This window comes from Lentzea sp. NPDC005914 (assembly GCF_040629405.1).
GTDB lineage: Bacteria > Actinomycetota > Actinomycetes > Mycobacteriales > Pseudonocardiaceae > Lentzea.
Genome location: NZ_JBEXVQ010000001.1, coordinates 207,123 through 222,474 on the forward strand (window position 1 = coordinate 207,123; position 15,352 = coordinate 222,474).

17 protein-coding genes are annotated in these 15,352 nt (G+C 70.1%); 2 read left to right on the plus strand and 15 right to left on the minus strand.

The genetic code is table 11. The features are described 5' to 3' along the window. Positions 1-5: 5 nt before the first annotated feature. The 4 genes from ABZ345_RS00905 to ABZ345_RS00920 all read right to left on the minus strand — a co-directional run bounded on the left by ABZ345_RS00905 (position 6) and on the right by ABZ345_RS00920 (position 5,416). Positions 6-1,268 (minus strand): vanadium-dependent haloperoxidase, encoded by a 1,263-nt coding sequence (locus ABZ345_RS00905; protein ID WP_359841551.1) that lies wholly within the window; start codon positions 1,266-1,268, stop codon positions 6-8. A 279-nt stretch (positions 1,269-1,547) separates the two neighbouring features. Beyond that, positions 1,548-2,024, minus strand: a complete 477-nt coding sequence (locus tag ABZ345_RS00910) for a roadblock/LC7 domain-containing protein (protein WP_359841553.1) — start codon at positions 2,022-2,024, stop codon at positions 1,548-1,550. Positions 2,025-2,029: 5 nt separating this feature from the next. After that, positions 2,030-2,404: a hypothetical protein gene (locus ABZ345_RS00915; protein WP_359841555.1), complete on the minus strand. Its 375-nt coding sequence runs from the start codon at positions 2,402-2,404 to the stop codon at positions 2,030-2,032. A 255-nt stretch (positions 2,405-2,659) separates the two neighbouring features. Continuing rightward, positions 2,660-5,416 (minus strand): EAL domain-containing protein, encoded by a 2,757-nt coding sequence (locus ABZ345_RS00920; RefSeq protein ID WP_359841557.1) that lies wholly within the window; start codon positions 5,414-5,416, stop codon positions 2,660-2,662. 205 nt (positions 5,417-5,621) lie between these two features. On the opposite strand from ABZ345_RS00920, the gene ABZ345_RS00925 reads away from it, so the two are divergent. Further along, on the plus strand, positions 5,622-6,782 hold the full coding sequence (locus ABZ345_RS00925) for a beta-ketoacyl synthase N-terminal-like domain-containing protein (RefSeq protein ID WP_359841559.1): 1,161 nt from the start codon (positions 5,622-5,624) through the stop codon (positions 6,780-6,782). A gap of 15 nt (positions 6,783-6,797) precedes the next feature. Here ABZ345_RS00925 and ABZ345_RS00930 read toward each other — a convergent pair whose 3' ends face one another. Beyond that, positions 6,798-7,148, minus strand: a complete 351-nt coding sequence (locus tag ABZ345_RS00930) for an STAS domain-containing protein (RefSeq protein ID WP_359841561.1) — start codon at positions 7,146-7,148, stop codon at positions 6,798-6,800. A gap of 186 nt (positions 7,149-7,334) precedes the next feature. Here ABZ345_RS00930 and ABZ345_RS00935 point away from each other — a divergent pair, with 186 nt between their 5' ends. Next, positions 7,335-7,583: a PLD nuclease N-terminal domain-containing protein gene (locus ABZ345_RS00935; protein ID WP_359841563.1), complete on the plus strand. Its 249-nt coding sequence runs from the start codon at positions 7,335-7,337 to the stop codon at positions 7,581-7,583. A 6-nt stretch (positions 7,584-7,589) separates the two neighbouring features. On the opposite strand, the gene ABZ345_RS00940 is transcribed toward ABZ345_RS00935, so the two are convergent. The 10 genes from ABZ345_RS00940 to ABZ345_RS00985 all read right to left on the minus strand — a co-directional run bounded on the left by ABZ345_RS00940 (position 7,590) and on the right by ABZ345_RS00985 (position 15,349). Then, positions 7,590-8,270: a GvpL/GvpF family gas vesicle protein gene (locus ABZ345_RS00940; protein ID WP_359841565.1), complete on the minus strand. Its 681-nt coding sequence runs from the start codon at positions 8,268-8,270 to the stop codon at positions 7,590-7,592. Then, entirely contained in the window at positions 8,267-8,617 is a 351-nt protein-coding gene (gene gvpJ / locus ABZ345_RS00945; protein ID WP_359841567.1) for a gas vesicle protein GvpJ, read from the minus strand. The genes ABZ345_RS00940 and gvpJ (ABZ345_RS00945) overlap by 4 nt, the downstream gene beginning before the upstream one ends. Beyond that, positions 8,614-8,883: a gas vesicle protein GvpK gene (gene gvpK / locus ABZ345_RS00950; protein ID WP_359841569.1), complete on the minus strand. Its 270-nt coding sequence runs from the start codon at positions 8,881-8,883 to the stop codon at positions 8,614-8,616. Before gvpK ends, gvpJ (ABZ345_RS00945) begins: the two co-directional genes overlap by 4 nt. Next, positions 8,880-9,032: a gas vesicle protein GvpJ gene (gene gvpJ / locus ABZ345_RS00955; protein ID WP_359841571.1), complete on the minus strand. Its 153-nt coding sequence runs from the start codon at positions 9,030-9,032 to the stop codon at positions 8,880-8,882. Before gvpJ (ABZ345_RS00955) ends, gvpK begins: the two co-directional genes overlap by 4 nt. Continuing rightward, complete coding sequence (locus ABZ345_RS00960) at positions 9,025-9,708, minus strand: GvpL/GvpF family gas vesicle protein (protein ID WP_359841573.1); 684 nt, start codon at positions 9,706-9,708, stop codon at positions 9,025-9,027. The genes gvpJ (ABZ345_RS00955) and ABZ345_RS00960 overlap by 8 nt, the downstream gene beginning before the upstream one ends. Beyond that, positions 9,705-10,010 carry a gas vesicle protein gene (locus tag ABZ345_RS00965; RefSeq protein WP_359841575.1) on the minus strand — a complete coding sequence of 102 codons (306 nt, stop codon included), beginning with the start codon at positions 10,008-10,010 and terminating at the stop codon, positions 9,705-9,707. The genes ABZ345_RS00960 and ABZ345_RS00965 overlap by 4 nt, the downstream gene beginning before the upstream one ends. Before the next feature lie 17 nt (positions 10,011-10,027). Next, positions 10,028-10,330: a gas vesicle protein gene (locus ABZ345_RS00970; RefSeq protein ID WP_359841577.1), complete on the minus strand. Its 303-nt coding sequence runs from the start codon at positions 10,328-10,330 to the stop codon at positions 10,028-10,030. A gap of 123 nt (positions 10,331-10,453) precedes the next feature. Beyond that, the gene (locus ABZ345_RS00975) at positions 10,454-11,818 is read right to left on the minus strand and encodes a glycoside hydrolase (RefSeq protein WP_359841579.1); all 1,365 of its coding nucleotides are present in this window, start codon (positions 11,816-11,818) and stop codon (positions 10,454-10,456) included. A gap of 72 nt (positions 11,819-11,890) precedes the next feature. Next, entirely contained in the window at positions 11,891-12,985 is a 1,095-nt protein-coding gene (locus tag ABZ345_RS00980) for an aldose epimerase family protein (protein WP_359841581.1), read from the minus strand. Between the two features lie 63 nt (positions 12,986-13,048). Further along, positions 13,049-15,349, minus strand: coding sequence for a glycoside hydrolase family 3 N-terminal domain-containing protein (locus ABZ345_RS00985; RefSeq protein WP_359841582.1), 2,301 nt, complete (start codon positions 15,347-15,349; stop codon positions 13,049-13,051). Between the last annotated feature and the right edge of the window lie 3 nt (positions 15,350-15,352).

Genomic DNA, 15,352 nt, shown 5'->3' on the forward strand with positions numbered 1-15,352 from the left:
GCTGTCTACAGTGGACAATGACCGTGGTGCGTGGGTCCGTGTCGTTTCAGCAGATGCGTGGCGAGCACTTCGGTTGCGACGCCGCGTCCGATGGCAAGACCCGCCTGGTTGCTGAACTCGAAGTGCTGTCCGCCGAACACCCGTGACCGGCCGGCCTCGGTGGCCGCGGCGGAGAAACTCGGATAGGTGCGTGCCTGGCCGCCCGGTGCGGTGTCCGTGGTGTGGGTGAAGCGGATGTCGTCCGTGCAGAAGAACCCGGCCAGTACGGTGGCGGCCGCGCCGCTGTAGGAGCTGTGCCCGGACGGGTACTCCGGTGTTCCGCCGACGCTGCCCGCTCTCGGGTTCCAGCCCGGGTTCGGTTGAGTCCACGGGTTCGCGTCGGTGTCGGCCTCGCGGATCGCCGTGGCCGGACGCCAGTGGCGGTAGGTGAACTTGGTGCCGACAGTGGGAATCGTGGTGTCGGCCAGCGTCATCGTCAGCAACGCCAGGAGGCGCGCCGAGGCGGGCAACGACAGGTCGTGCGACACGGTCAGCGCGATCTTGACCCATTCGCCGGCGGGCTGGCTCGTGCCGGTGGGCACGGACCAGTACTGGAAGGTGGCGAGCTTGTCGGGGGCGGGTATCGAGGCGTCACCGAGGAGCGCGACTTCGGCGAAGGCGGCGGCGTAGTCGAGGCTGTCCAGGGCGGGCGGCGGACCCGGTACGTACGCGGCGGGATCGGCGACGGCGAACGGGCGGACGGTGCGGTACTGCACGCCGGACCACTCGGCTCGGAACACGCCAGGGCCAGAGCCCGCGGGCTCGCTCTGCACCGGAACCGAGCCGTCGTCGCTGCGGGCGGCCACCACGCGGTGAGCGACCTCGGTTCCCCAGCGCACGCCGGCATCGCGCTGGTGGCCGGGACGCAGGACGGCCAGGTCGGCGCTCAGCTGCGTGTCGTAGCGCTCGGTTCGGGCGGGGTCCAGCCCGACGAGGATGCCGTGTGCTGCAGCGACGGCTGCGGCGCGCGGATCGGCGCCGCGCGGGCCAGGACCGGGTATCAGCGCATGGGCGCGTGCGGGACCGGAGAGTCCGTTGACCGCGTCGTAGATGGCCACGTTGAGCATGGCGTAGGTGCGGGCCGCGTCGGCGTCGGTGGCACGGGTGGCGCGCACCGCGGCCAACGCGAGCTCGTTCCACACTCGCACGCTGTCGGGCCGCGGCTCGGCGGCCGCGCTCGACCCGGCGCCGGACAGCAGAAGCACCAGGACCAGGACGATCTTCTGCATGACCTCGCCTCCAGAACACGCGGAAAGTCGCGGTCAGGACGGCCCCATCGTGTCGCGGTTCGCGCAGCTCGGCGACGGCTGCTCGAACTAACTTCGGCCGGCTCCAGGCGGCGCAGAAGGTCGAGCGGATATCGGATCACCGGACCTTGAAGGTCGTTTTGAGCACTGGACCGCCGATGATCGAGGGCTTTCGGAGCCGCGACGTGGCTCGGCGCGCTTGTCCTGACCCTGCTGACCATCAAGGGGCAGGACAAGCGATCGAGCAGCTGACGGCGGTCCTCACTGATGTGGGGTCATCGCCTGCTGCAGCAAGGCCAGCGCCTGCTTGGCCGCCACGTTGAACATGCCCATGGTGGTGTTGTGCCCGCTGAACACCACGAGCAGCGTGTCGGCGTCGACTGAGAACACCCCCACCTGACCGGTGTCGCCCTCGAAGAACACCACGCGCGAGCCGCCGACGTTGGCCCGCGCGGTGAACTGGGCCCCCAGCCCGGCCGCGGCGGCGGCCATCGCGGCGACGCTCTCGTTCTCGAGGTCACGGGTGAGCGCGCTGAGCACCACGCCGTCCCGCGTCGCGACCAGCACCCCGTTGATCGCGACGGAGTCGATGCGGTCGTGGATCCCTTGCAGTGCCTCGGTCACCGTCTTCTTGCCGGCACCGTTCGGCGGCAGCGCCATCGCGAGCCGGGCCGACAAGGACGAACCGCGCTTGCGCAGGGGCAGCGCGCAGGCGTCCGTTGATGCCTGGGCGGACATGTCGTTCACACGATCAGGTCGGCTTCGATGGTCTTGAGGCTGTGCCTCGCCAGCGCGAGGTTGGACCGTTCGCGGTCCAGCACGAGGTACAGGAACAACGTCGAGGTGCCCCGGTTGGTCGCCTTCAGCAGGCGGATCAGGTGGTACTGGCGGTTCAGCGTGATCAGGATGTCCTCGATCTCGTCGTTCAGCTTGAGCGCGGAGACCACCCGCTGCTTCGCCCGCACCACCTCGGTGTTGCCGGCCGCGGCCACCTCCAGGTCCAGCCGGTCACCGCCGCCGATCGACCCGAGCGACATCCCGCTCTCGAAGTCGACGAGCGCGGCGCCCACCGCGCCGGTGATGTTCATGGCTTCTTTCAACGCCGTGTCGATGTTCATTCGACGACTGCTCCTCGCGCGCGTTCGAACGATTGAGTGCGATGACAATTCGTCCGGCGGTTTCCCCGAATTCGCCGGACCGGAGTCGCATGATCAGCATCACCCTATGTGGCGAGGTGGGGTGCGTACATACCCGTTCGGAGCAAAGTGGACACAGCGTCGAGTCCATTGTGTCCGGTCATTGTCGAACGTCGTCGAACGGTGTCGATACCCCAGTCGAACGCGAATCGCGATCGCGCTCTTTTTCCGGGAACTTCACAGTTCGGCCAGCGGTACCGGCCTGCCGAGGAGGAACCCCTGCGCCTGGTCGCACCCGAGCGAGCGCAGGATCTCCAACTGCTCCCCGTGCTCCACTCCCTCGGCGATCACGGTCAGGTCGACCGCGTGGGCCATCGCGATGATGCTCGTGACGATCGCCTCGGCCTCGTCGGACCGGCCCAGCCCCGCCGTGAAGGAACGGTCGATCTTGAGCGTGTCCAGCGGCAGGGTGAGCAGCTGGGCGAGCGAGGAGTAGCCGGTGCCGAAGTCGTCGATCGCGAGCCGCACGCCCAGGTCGCGCAACGCCGCGAGGGTGCGGGCGGCCAGTGCCGGATCGCGCATGAGGGCGCTCTCGGTGATCTCCAGGCACAGCGAGCCCGGGGCCAGCCCCGCCTTGTGGGTGGCGTGCCGGACCGCGGACACGAGCCACGGGTCGTCGAGCTGGCGTGCCGACAGGTTCACGGTCAGCTGCAGGTCCGTTGCCAGTCCGGCGATCTCGCGGGCGGCGGTGTGCAGCATGTGGGCGCCGATGATGTTGATCAGGTCGCTCTCCTCGGCGAGCGTGATGAACTCGCCGGGGGAGATGAGGCCGTAGCGGGGATGCGTCCAGCGCAGCAGGCCCTCGACGGCCGTGCGCCTGTCCGTGCGGAGGTCGACGATCGGCTGGTAGGCGAGCCACAGCTCGTCGCCCAGCGGGGCTCTGCGCAGGTCCTGTTCCAGCTGCAGGCGGCGCTGGATGCGTTCGCGCAGCTCGACGTCGAAGAACGCGACGCGCCCGCGTCCCCTCGTCTTCGCCTGGTACATCGCGAGGTCGGCGTCGCGGAGCAGGTCGGAGCCGTCGCGGGAGTCGGCCGGTTCGGCGAGCACCACGCCCACGCTCGCGTCGACGTGCAGCTGCCGCCCGTCCACCGGGATCGGCCTGTTGAGCTCGGCGCGGATGTGGTCCGCGAGCGCGGTCACCTCGTCCGCGCCGGTCACCCCGTAGGCGATGACGGTGAACTCGTCACCGCCGAGCCTGCCCACGACGTCACCGCGGCGGGCGCTGCGGCTCAGCCGCGTGCCGACGACCCGCAGCACCTCGTCGCCCGTGCTGTGGCCGAGGGAGTCGTTGATGACCTTGAACTTGTCCAGGTCGATGAACAGCACCGCGGTGAGCCCGGATCGGTGTGCCCGGGCTGCCGGGCTGAGCCGGTTGATGGTCACCGTGCGGTTGCACAGGCCGGTCAGCGCGTCGTGCGTCGCCTCGTGCTCCAGCCGGCTGTCGATCATGCGGCGTTCGGTGATGTCGGTGAACGACACGACCGTCGCCGACGGCAGCTTGCCCTCCTGGGTGAGCGCGCGGGCGCTCAGGGACAGCCAGACGCGGCGGCCGTCCGGCCGGCGCGCGCAGACGATCCGCCCGTGCTGCGCTCTGCCGGTCGTCCGGGTGATGGCCGACGGGAAGTGCGTTGTCGGGATGGGCCGGCCGGCCTCGTCGTACAGCTCGGTCAGCGAGGACGACTTGCCGATCACCTCCCGCGCGCGGATGCCGAGGATCCGTTCGGCCGCGGGGTTGACGGACTCGACGAGTCCCGTGGCGCCGACGACGAGCACGCCCTCCCCGATGGCGTTGACCACCGACGTGAAGTGGTGCTCCGCGCGCTTGCGGGCGGTCTCGTCCGCGCAGATCAGCACGTACCCGTCGTCCGCACGAGCCGCCGACACCCGCACCGCCAGCGCCTCACCGTCGGCCCTGCGGTGCACCGCGTGCACCACACCACCCGCTTCCAGGACCGCCACCGGGTCCAGCGGTGCCCCCACCACGTGGCTGATGGGCTGCCCGATCGCGTCGTCGGCGAGGTGGCCGTAGACGGTCTCCGCGCTGGGGTTCCAGCAGGTCACGACACCGTCGGGCGTGGTCCCGATGAGCGCGTCGCTGACGTGCTCGGCGAGCGCGGCCTGGTGGCGCAGCTGCGCCGCGATGGCCTTCTCCTCGGTGACGTCCCGCATGATCACCTGGAACGCCGGTCTGCCCTCCCAGGTCGTGCGCACCGAGACCGACTCGACCTCGGTCGTGCCGCCGTCGAACCTGACCAGCACCGCGTCCGCCGGGTCGCTCGCCGCCCCCGGCACGGTCAGCTTCGAGATCCGCCGCAGCATCTCCTCCTGCGAGTCCGGATGGACGAAGTCCGTGATCGGCCGCCCCAGAATCTCCTCGTCGGACGCTGCCCGCACGAACCGGACCGCCGCCGGGTTCGCATACACGAGCCGGCCCGCCTCGTGCACCACGATCGCCTCGGGTGTGTGGTCCACCAGCAACCGGTAGCGGTCGGCCAGATCCGCCAGCTCCTGCTGCTGGGTGTGCCGCCCGGTCACGTTGGAGGCGACGCCGACCAGGGCCCGCGTGGTTCCGCGGGTCGAGACACGGGCGCGGAACTGGAGCCAGCACGGTCCGGCCGGGGTTTCGACCGGCTGTTCCAGCTCGAAGTCCTGCCACTCCGTCGCCGTCTTCGCGGCCACGGTCAGCGGTTCGACCAGCTCGGCCAGCCGGGCGCGCACGGTGCCGGTGTCCGCGCCGGGCACGCCGATCAGCGCGTCCAGGCCGGGCGTCCAGCCGAGCCGGTCCGCGCCGAGGTCCAGCCACCACACCACGGCGGCGCCGACCGAGAGCGCCAGGTCGACCAGCAGCTCGTGGTCGAACTCGGCGTCGCCGATCAGCCCGCTCACGTCTTGGCTCCCAGATCCGACGTCTCGGATGTGCGGTGGCGTTGCCATCGTGAAGTCCTACTACAGACCCGGCCGCCACCGCATCCGCCTGGCGTGAACATGGTGTGCCGTTATAGCCGGTCGCCCATACCGCGCGTTGATCAGGGTTCACTCACGAAATCCATTGTGCACCAATGGGTTTCTCGCAGCCAGATGGTTTACACCGTTATCCTTGCGACAGAGGTATCGGCCCTCGGTATGGGGGAAACTGGACATGGTCGCGCGGGGTGTGGGCATCTGCGGAATCGGCGTCGTCAGCGCTTACGGGTGGAACCGTGAGTCGTTCTGGGAAGGACTGGTGAGCGGCAAACCCGCCGCCGTCATCGTTCCCGAGCTGGGCCGTTTCCCCGGTGACACCGTCTGGGCGGCGCGGGTCGGCGAGGGCGGTGACCCGGTGGACGGGCCGAGCAGGTTCGCGCGGGCCATGCGTGCCGCCGCCCGGGAGGCCATCGAGGACGCGGGCACCCGCGGTTGGCGGCCCGGCCGCCGGGTGGGCCTGCTGCACGCCGTGGTGCTGGGCGAAGTGGACCTTTGGCGCGACTTCTACGTCACGCGCGGCGGCAAGCTCTCGGTGCACGACTACCTGGCGTTGATGCCGTCCACGCCGATGTCGACGTTCATGCAGGAGTACGGGTTCCACGGTCCGGCGATGAACGTCTCGGCGATGTGCGCGTCGGGCAACGCCGGTCTGCTCACCGCGAAAGCCTGGCTGGACGCGGGAATCGTCGACGATGTCGTGTTCGTCGCGACGGATCTCTCCCTGACCCCGGAGAACGTGGCCCACTTCGTCCGGCTCGGCGTGGCGATCGTGGACGCCGAGCCGCTCGACGCCTGCCGCCCGTTCCAGGTGGGCAGCAGGGGATTCGTGATGGGCGAGGCCTCGGTGGCGTTCGTCCTCTCACGCCGCGCGACACGTCCGTACGCCCTCGCGCTCGGCGGCGCGATGTCGCACGACGCGTACCACGTGACGTCGATCGACCCGCGCCTCGACCAGATCACCGCGTGCTTCACCGACGCGCTGGACAACGCCGCCGTGAGCGCGTCCGACGTGCGTTACCTCAACGCGCACGGCCCCGGCACCGCGCAGTGCGACGCCGCCGAGGCAGCCGTGCTGGAACAGCTGTTCGCGCCGGAGACCGGGATCTACTCGGTGAAACCGCTGACCGGGCACTGCCAGGGCGCGGCGTCGGCCATCGAGGTCGCGGTGACCGCGATGGCCTACGACCGCGGGGTGATCCCGGCGCCACCGGTCGTCGCACCCGGACACCCGCGACTGCTGGACGGGCCCACACCGCTCGGCGACGGCGTCACGATCAAGTCGTCGCTCGGCATGGGCGGCCACAACTCGGCGGTCGTGCTGGCACCGCCCGCCTGACCCAGCCCGTCCGGCTCAGCCCGCGGCCAGCGCCTCGGGCAGGGTGGCGTGCAGTTCGAGCAGGTCGTTCAGCATGGTCGCCCGCAGCGCGCGCAGAACGCTTCCCGCCGGTGCGACGATCCGCAGCGCGATGCCCTGGTCCTCGCCGCGCGTGTGGTACTCGACGAGCGCGGAAAGGCCGGTCGACGCGAGGAAGGAGACGCCGGTCATGTCCAGCACGACCGCGTATTTGTGTCTCGCCGCCTCGCTGAACGCCGCGGCCAGGTGCTCTTGCAGCACCGGCGCGGTGTAGGAGTCGACCTCGCCGGCGACCCGGAGGATCACCGCGTTGTCCCGTTGTTCGGTCTCGACCTCGAGTGGTTCCATCCCGCCTCCTGTCGACACCCCTCCAGCCTGTCAGGCCGGGCCAGCGTTGTCGATCATCACCCGCCCGGCCTGTCGCGCCGGCCGTCGAGGCGTCGAGGGCACATCAGGTCGTCCACTCCAGGTAGGACGGACGATCGTCCCTCAGGCCGATGCCCGATGCGTCCGAACGGACCTAACCTCGGCGTCATGTCACATCAGGTCGTGCCGGCCCTGTCCGATCAGAACGCCCGGTTGCTCGAGGGCGGCGGCCTCGTGCTCGCCCTGCTCCTGGCCGCCGCGCTCCTGATCTTCTGGATCGCCGCGCTGGTGAGCGTGCTGGGCGCGCCGATCGGGTGCGGTGCCAAGATTCTCTGGCTGCTCGTGGTGTTCGCGTTGCCGTTCCTGGGCAGTGTGCTGTGGTTCGTGGCAGGGCGACGGACCGCCGGGGTGAATTAGACCGCCTCACCAGCCCCAGCGGGACACGGGTTGTGGTGCCAGGTCCAGGAAGTGGAACGCGGGCAGCGGACCGGTGCAGGTCGCCACGACGCCGTCGAACCCGGCCACCGCTGTACGCACGGCTTCGGCCTGGTCCAGCGGAACGAGGAACGCGCGGAGATCCTCGGTGTGTTCGCGCGCGTCGAGCATCGCCACCGACCGGGAGAGGGCCGACACCGGAGCGAGCAGGGCGTCCGCCTGCTTCCCGCGCCACGCCGCGACCGCCTGGGCGATCTGTTCGCCCCTCCCGATGGTGGAGGCGAGGTCGCGGCCGCCGCCCGTGAACGCACCCTCGTCGAACACCGCCCGCAGCGCCGTCTCCTCGTCGAACGCCAGTCGCACATGCATTTCGGCCAGGCCGTCGAGCCGCTCCAGGTGTGCGCGCAGGGCCGGCACCGTCAGCGCGAGCACGGCGGCACGGGCGGCTTCCTCGTCCACCGCGACGGTTCCGATGCGCAGCGGCAGCACCGGTCCGGCGAGCAGCAGCGCGCACAGCCCGGCCAGATTCGCGGTGGCGTCCTGTTCGGTGAGCTCGCTGTGGTGGTCGCTCACCACGACAGCGAGGTCGTCCACCACGATCAGCCGGAACGGTGAGCCGTCGGGCCACCGGTGGCGCGCTCGCACGACACCATGCAGGCGCAGGCTCACTGCTGCGGTTCCTCCGCCTGCGTCGGAACGGCGATCGGCGTCGGGGCGACCATGGCAGGGGTGACCACGGCCGGTACCGCGGAGGCCAGCAGCCCATAGGTGCCGCCGATGCCCTGGGACACCGGCGGCGCCGACATGCCCCGGCGCACCGCCTCTAGCCGTTGCATCGCTTCCAGGTAACGGATGTAGGTGTCCACGCTCGCGATCACGACCTTGATGTCGATGGCGAGGATCTCGATGCCGATCAAAGAGACCCGCACCGACGCGTCGATCACGAGTCCCTTGTCCAGCAGGACGTTCAGCACGTCGGCCAGGCCGCCGGAGTTCGGAATGGCAGGAGCGGTCACAGCGATGTCCTCTCATCGTCCAGCAGACTCGCGATGTCGACCGGGAGCCGCACGCCCGAGGAGTCCGGCTCCCCGAGTGCTTCCCGCAGCGCCGCGAACTGGCGTTGCAGCGAGATCAGGGCCTGGCCGACGTTCTCCACCTGCTCGTCGGTCAGGGTGCCCGCGTCCACCCGGCGCAGCGCCTGACGTTCGAGCAGTTCACACACGATCTCCAGCACGGCCACGACGATCCGGCCGAGCGCTCGGCCGGCGTCCTGCCCGCTCACCCGCCGATGCCCATCAGCAACAGGCGCAGGTCGAGCCGGATCAGCTCGACGCCCGCGAGCGTGATGACGACGTCGCCGCGGACGACCGCACCCCGGTGCACGACGCGGTCGAGCAGGTCGACCAGGCTCGCGGTGCTGTGGTCAGGCATCGGCGAGCTCCATGGTCGTGAACGAGTACGGCGGCCACGGCCCGGTGATCTCCACCGACAGGCCCAGTTCGCCGCTCAGACGGTGGATCTCGGCGTGGAAGTCGTCCTCGCGCCCGGCGTCGACCAGGTAGGCCGCATCGAGCAGCACGTCACCCGCGAGATCGCGGCGGGTGCTCTCGGCGGCGGCGCGCGTCAGTTCCTCGTGCAGGGCCGCGGCATCGCGCCGGGTGTCGTCGGCGGCGGTCAGGTTGCGGCGCCGCAGGGTCAGGTAGGCCGTTCCCGACAGGCCGTCCAGCTCCACCGGCTTCCGCGCAGCGGCCCGGACGCGGACGCCCCACTCCCGCCGCCCCTCGACCTGGTGCAGACGGGCCAGCGCCTCGTCGTGGCGGACAGCGAGCAACCGGAGTGCGGCGTCGGTGCCCTCCAGGACGGTGCCGAACCTCAACGGCAGCACGGGTTCGTGCCGGAACACCGCGCGCACAACGGCATCATGTTCACGGGCCAGCACGGCCAGTGGGCTGTCCTCGGCGGGTTCGTCGAAGTCCAGTCCGGTGAACCGGTCGAGGTCCACCTCCGCCACGACCAGCGCCAGGTCCCGGTGGCCTATCAGCCAGGCCCCGGTCACCTCCGCTGGTCTGTCCCTGGTGATCGCGTAGGCGTACAGGCCGCGGTTCACGAGCGTCTCTCCCCGAGCGCGCGTTCGAGCACCGCGAGGCGATCGCGCAGTTCCGCGTTCTGCTGGGTGAGGTCTTTCATCTCGGCCATTCGGTCCACCACTTTCGGCGAGAAGAACGGATCGTTCGCCCACCAGTCCATTCCCATTTCACGAGCGGTCTGCGCGGATGCGATGAACAAGCGCACTCGCAGTGTGAGCAGCTCGATGTCCACTACGCACACGGCGATGTCACCTACGATGACGACGCCTTTGTCCAGAACCCGTTCCAATGTGTCGGCCAGCGAGGTGTGTCTGTTTTCCACGTGCGAATCCGTCCCCGTCACATGTCGGTCGTCCCGCGGGTGTAGCGCCGGAGCCGCTCACAGCCGGACAGCTCACCTGCGGCGTCGACGTCGACGCGGTAGGTGGCCATGATGCTGGTAGTGGCGGGGATGCGTTCGAGCTCGACGACGTCGATCAGCACCGACCAGCCGCCGTCCGGCAGAGCGCGAATCCCCGAAACGGCCTCAGGGGCTCTTCCGAGCAGAGCACCGAATTGCTCCGTTGCGGCTCGAATGGCATTCGCCGCTGTCAGCCTCTCAGGTTTGCCAGGCGACGAAGAATCACTCGAGTCGGCGCTCACCGGCTCGATACTAGGGAGTAGCAACGGTGAGTTGTAGAAATTGCCGCCGAGCAAGAATTCACATGTTCACGCGAGGTGTCGAATACATTCGAATGGTGGTCTGATCGGACTATCGGGGTGCGATCACGGCGTGATCCGGTAGGTGACCAGCGATCGCGCGGGCACGGTCGCGGTGAACGTGCCGCGCGTGACGCGGACGGGGGACTGGGCCGTGGTGCTGCCCGTCGTGCTGGTCAGGTACGGCGTCGCGGTGGAGGCGGCGACGTTCTTGAGCGCGTACGAGACCGAGCCCGCGCTGGTGCCCGTGTTGAGCGCGACGACGGCGAGGGTGCCGTCGGTGTTGCGGAACGCGGACATCAGCAGGTCACCGGAGGAGGTCGCGTCGATCCGAGTCGCGTTAGGACGGACGAACCGGCTGTAGTTCGCCAGCGCCCACAACCGCTTCGACACGCGGTAGCCGTCGCCGTCCATCTGGATGAGGCCGCGGGTGGCGCCGACCGAAGCGCCGTACCAGTACACGTAGCCGTTGACGTTGCCTGTGGTGAGCGCGGTGTGCACGGCCTTGGCGATGGTGAAGCCGTCGTAGCCGCTGCCGTCGTCCCAGTTCTCGTTCCACGTCGTGCCGTTCGGAGACCACTCCGACATCCAGGTGCGGCGGTTCGTCGGGAGTGGGCCGGTGATCTGCGACGCGTAGGTGTGGCCGGTGTGCGTGGCGACGATGGCGCGTGCGGCCGCGTCGGCCTCGATCGCCCGCGTGTAGGCGCTTTGCTGGTTCCAGCCGAACGAGTCGCAGCACGCGACCTTCAGTCCGGAGGCGACCGGCCCGAGCACCTTGACGAACTCCGCCGCCTGGGCCGGGGTGAAGCGCATCGACGAGTAGTCGGAGGTGTAGTCGGGTTCGTTGGTGAACCCGATGTCGGTGATCCCGATGCCTTCCTGGGCGTAGAACTTGGCGTACTGCACCAGGTAGTTCGCGTAGGCGCGGCGCCAGTCGCCGCTCGCGCAGGACGCGCCGGACAGCCCGCAGAGGCTGCCGCCGTTGGCCTCGTCCCCGTTGGTCTTCATGTAACCGGGCGCGCTCCACGCGTTGGCGTAGAAGCGGTTCACGCCGTAAGCCTTGGCCTGCTGGGCGAGCCAGACCTGGCTCTCGTCGTCACGGTCCCACACGTAACGGGGGACCGCGTTCGGGCCGCCAGGATCGGCGGGCTGGATGGAGTTCGCGGACGTCGACCCGATGCCCAGCCGCACGACGGACATGCCGGCGCCGGTGGTGCGCGACAGCAGCAGGTCGAGGATCTCCCGCTGCTTCGGCGCGGACAGGCTCTGCGAGCCGTGCATGATCTCGGCGCGGCCGAACGCCTCCGAGAACCCGAAGCCGTCGATCTGCTGGTGCGGCCGGGCGCCGTCGATGGTCACCGCGGTGGCCGCGGCCGGCGCGACGAGCGTGCCGAGGAGGAGCACCGCTACGGCCGATACCGCTGAGGTCATTCAGTCAGCGTGATGGAACCGTTGCGGTGCAGGCAATCCCGAGCACTTCTTCGACTCGAATTCGACCGGGCATCAGTGCGTAGTCAGCTCGTAAACCGTTTCCTGGTGGTAGGTCTCGCCCGGCCGCAACACCGTGCTCGGGAAGTCGGGGCGGTTCGGCGAGTCGGGGAAGTGCTGTGCCTCCAACGCGAAACCCGCGCCGCGGCGGTACGGCCGGCCGCTCGTGCCGACCAGCGCGTCGGACAGGAAGTTGCCGGAGTAGAACTGCAGACCCGGCTCGGTCGTGTACGTGGTGAGCATCCGGCCAGAACCGAGATCGTGCGCCCGCGCGGCGAACGCGAGCTGCCCGGCCTCGTCGAGCACCCAGTTGTGGTCGTACCCGTGCGCGATCCGCAGCTGGGGATCAGGTGACTCGATGCGCGCCCCGATCGGCGTCGGCTCGCGGAAGTCGAACGGGGTCCCGCCGACCGGGACCGGATCGCCGTCGGGGATCAGCGAGTCGTCGACCGCGCAGAACGAACCCGCGCGGATCGTCAGCAGGTGGTCGTAGATGTCGCCGGAACCTTCGCCCGCCAGGTTCCAGTACGTGTGGTTCGTCAGGTTCAGCACGGTCGGCGCGTCGGTTTCCGCGCGATAGCTGATGGTCAGCCGGTCGCGCGCGTCGAGGTGGTACGTCACCGCGGTCGTGACGCGGCCGGGGAAGCCCTGGTCGCCGTCCGGGCTGACGTGGCTGAGCCGCACACCGGCGCCGGTGTCGTCGGTGAACGGGCTCGCCTGCCAGACGTGCGTGTCGAAACCTCCGCCGCCGCCGTGCAGGCAGTTGGCGTTCTCGTTGGCGTCGACCTCGTACTGCTCGCCGTCCAGGCTGAACTTCGCGCCGCCGATCCGGTTGGCGTAGCGGCCGATCAGGGCACCGAAGAACACCCGGCCCGCGTCCGGCCGGTTGTTGGCCACGTAGCCGTCGAGGTCTGCGAACCCGAGCACCACGTTCGCGAGCGAGCCGTGGCGGTCCGGGGCGTCGATCGACTGGACCACGCCGCCGAGGTCCAGCACCCGCACGGTGATCCCGCCCGGATTGGCCAGCACGTAGCGGTGCACGTCGGTGTCGCCAACCTTGCCGAAGTGCTCGCTGCTGACCGCGGGGGCGACGGTGTCAGAACGCTGCATCCCGTCATGTTAGCGCTAACAGTCGACCTTGAGCCTTGCCGTGAGGATGACCGTCGAACGCTGTCAGGCCTCGAGCTCGAACTCCGGCGTGAACGCGCGGTCGAATCCGACGCGACGGGGAGGCCCGGTCATCGTCAGGCGCACGGTCGTGTCGATGTCCGCGCTGGACCTGCCGACGTGCAGCTCGACCTCACCGGGATCGACCTGCCGGTGACCGGCCCGCCCGGTGTAGGCGGTCAGGTCGGCGTGCAGGACCGCCGTGACCGTGCGCGTCTGGCCGGGCGCGAGGTCGACCTTCACCGCACCGATCAGCTGCCGGATCGGCCGGGCGACCTCGGCCACCGGGTCGTGCAGGTAGATCTGGACGACCTCGCTGGTGCTGGTCTCGGTGCCGTTGTGCAGGACCGCGACCACCCGGCAGGTTCCGTCGGTCGGCCACGCGTGTGACTGCGCGGTGACGCTCACCCAGGCGGCGGGGGCGTAGGACAGGCCGTGCCCGAACGGGAACAGCGGCGTCGGGTCGACGGTGCTGACCTCGCTGCGGGCGCCGAGCGCGGCGGTGAGGTAGGTGGCCGGCTGGCTCGCGCCCGGACCGGGGAAGCTCACCGGGAGCCTGCCGGACGGGTTGATCCGTCCACTGAGGACACCGGCGACCGCGGCGGCGCCTTCCTCGCCGGGGTAGAAGCCGCACACCACCGCGGCGAGACGGTCGATCTGCCGGGACAGTTCGTAGGGACGCCCCGACAGCAGCACCAGGACGACCGGGGTGCCGGTGGCGAGCAGCGCCTCGAGGAGCTCTTCCTGCCTGCCGGGCAACTTCAGATCGGCGGCGTCGCAGCCCTCGCCGGACGTGCCGCCGCCGAACAGGCCTGCCTGGTCGCCGAGCACCGCGACGCAGACCTCCGCGTGCCGGGCGGTCTCGACGGCCTCCAGGATCTCCTCGTCGCCGCCGCCGAGGACGGGGCAGCCCAGTGCGAACGTGACGTCGTGGTCGGGGCGCAGGCGGTCCAGCACGGTCGGCACCTCGATGCCCATCGGCACGTCCGGATGGTGCACACCGACGTGCAACGGGAACGCGTAGCAGCCCATCATCGCGCCGGGGTCGTTGGCTCGCGGCCCGATGACGGCGACGCGCCGCCGTTCGGCCAGCGGCAGCACACCGTCGTTGTGCAGCAACACGATCGAGCGTTCGGCCAGCTTGCCTGCCAGCGTGCGGGAGTCCTCGTCGTCGAGGTCGAGATCGGTGGCGGGCTCGGGGGAGTAGCCGGGGTCGAGCAGCCCGAGCTCGCACTTCTGACGCAGCACGCGTTCCAGCGCCCGGTCCACCAGTGCGCCGTCGACCGCGCCAGACTCCACCGCGGCCAGCAAGGGGTCGCCGTAACAGTCCACAGTGGGCAGTTCGACGTCGATGCCCGCGGTCAGCGCCTGCCCGGCCGAGTCCTCGCGGCCGGCGGCGACGCCGTGCAGCATGTGCAGGAACGGCACGGCGAAGTAGTCCGCGACCACGGTTCCGGTGAAGCCGTACTCACCGCGCAGCAGGTCGGTCAGGATCGTGGGATCGGCGGCGACCGGCACTCCGTCGACGCCGGAGTAGGAGTTCATCACCGACCGCGCGCCCGCCCGCAGCGCCATCTCGAACGGCGGCAGGATCACGTCGGCCATCTCGCGCGGGCCGATGGACACCGGTGCGAGGTTGCGGCCCGCCCGGGAGGCCGAGTGGCCAGCGAAGTGCTTCAGGGTGGCCACGATTCCGGCTGACTCCAGGCCGGTGACGAAGGCGGCGCCGAGCGTGCCGACGAGGTGCGGATCCTCGCCGATGGTCTCCTCGACGCGACCCCACCGCAGGTCCCGCGTGACGTCGAGGACCGGGGCCAGGCCCTGGTGCACGCCGAGCCGGCGCATCGACCGGCCGATGAGCTCTGCCATGCGCCGCACCAGGTCCGGCTCGAAGCTCGCCCCCCAGCACAGCGGTGACGGGTACACCGTCGCCTGCCACGCGGCCAGTCCGGTGAGGCACTCCTCGTGCACCACCGCGGGAATCCCGAACCGGCCGCCCTCGATGATCTGCCGCTGGGTGCGGGCGAGGCTGTGCGCGCCCACCTCCGGCGCGATCGGGCGGGTGCCGAACACGCGGGTGAGCTGGCCGATGCCGTGTTGCTGCAGGTCGTCGAAGTCCAGCTCGGCCACGAAGTCGTGCTGGTGCGGCGCCACCTCGCCGCCGGAGTCGATGCCGACCCAGACGCCGTACAGCTGCGCGACCTTCTCGCGCGGGGTCATGCGCGCCATCAGGTCTCGCACGCGCTCGGCCGCGGAGACGAGCGGGTCGCGCCAGCGCTCGTCCGGCGTGGTGGCTTCGGTCGTCACGGG

What these genes read in the sequence shown, in the direction of transcription:
- ABZ345_RS00930 (WP_359841561.1), bottom strand. Translation starts at nt 7,148, where the DNA reads ATGGAACCACTCGAGGTCGAGACCGAACAACGGGACAACGCGGTGATC.
- ABZ345_RS00905 (WP_359841551.1), bottom strand. Translation starts at nt 1,268, where the DNA reads ATGCAGAAGATCGTCCTGGTCCTGGTGCTTCTGCTGTCCGGCGCCGGG.
- ABZ345_RS00915 (WP_359841555.1), bottom strand. Translation starts at nt 2,404, where the DNA reads ATGAACATCGACACGGCGTTGAAAGAAGCCATGAACATCACCGGCGCG.
- ABZ345_RS00920 (WP_359841557.1), bottom strand. Translation starts at nt 5,416, where the DNA reads ATGGCAACGCCACCGCACATCCGAGACGTCGGATCTGGGAGCCAAGAC.
- ABZ345_RS00935 (WP_359841563.1), top strand. Translation starts at nt 7,335, where the DNA reads ATGTCACATCAGGTCGTGCCGGCCCTGTCCGATCAGAACGCCCGGTTG.
- ABZ345_RS00925 (WP_359841559.1), top strand. Translation starts at nt 5,622, where the DNA reads ATGGTCGCGCGGGGTGTGGGCATCTGCGGAATCGGCGTCGTCAGCGCT.
- gvpJ (WP_359841571.1), bottom strand. Translation starts at nt 9,032, where the DNA reads ATGCCTGACCACAGCACCGCGAGCCTGGTCGACCTGCTCGACCGCGTC.
- ABZ345_RS00980 (WP_359841581.1), bottom strand. Translation starts at nt 12,985, where the DNA reads ATGCAGCGTTCTGACACCGTCGCCCCCGCGGTCAGCAGCGAGCACTTC.
- ABZ345_RS00975 (WP_359841579.1), bottom strand. Translation starts at nt 11,818, where the DNA reads ATGACCTCAGCGGTATCGGCCGTAGCGGTGCTCCTCCTCGGCACGCTC.
- ABZ345_RS00910 (WP_359841553.1), bottom strand. Translation starts at nt 2,024, where the DNA reads ATGTCCGCCCAGGCATCAACGGACGCCTGCGCGCTGCCCCTGCGCAAG.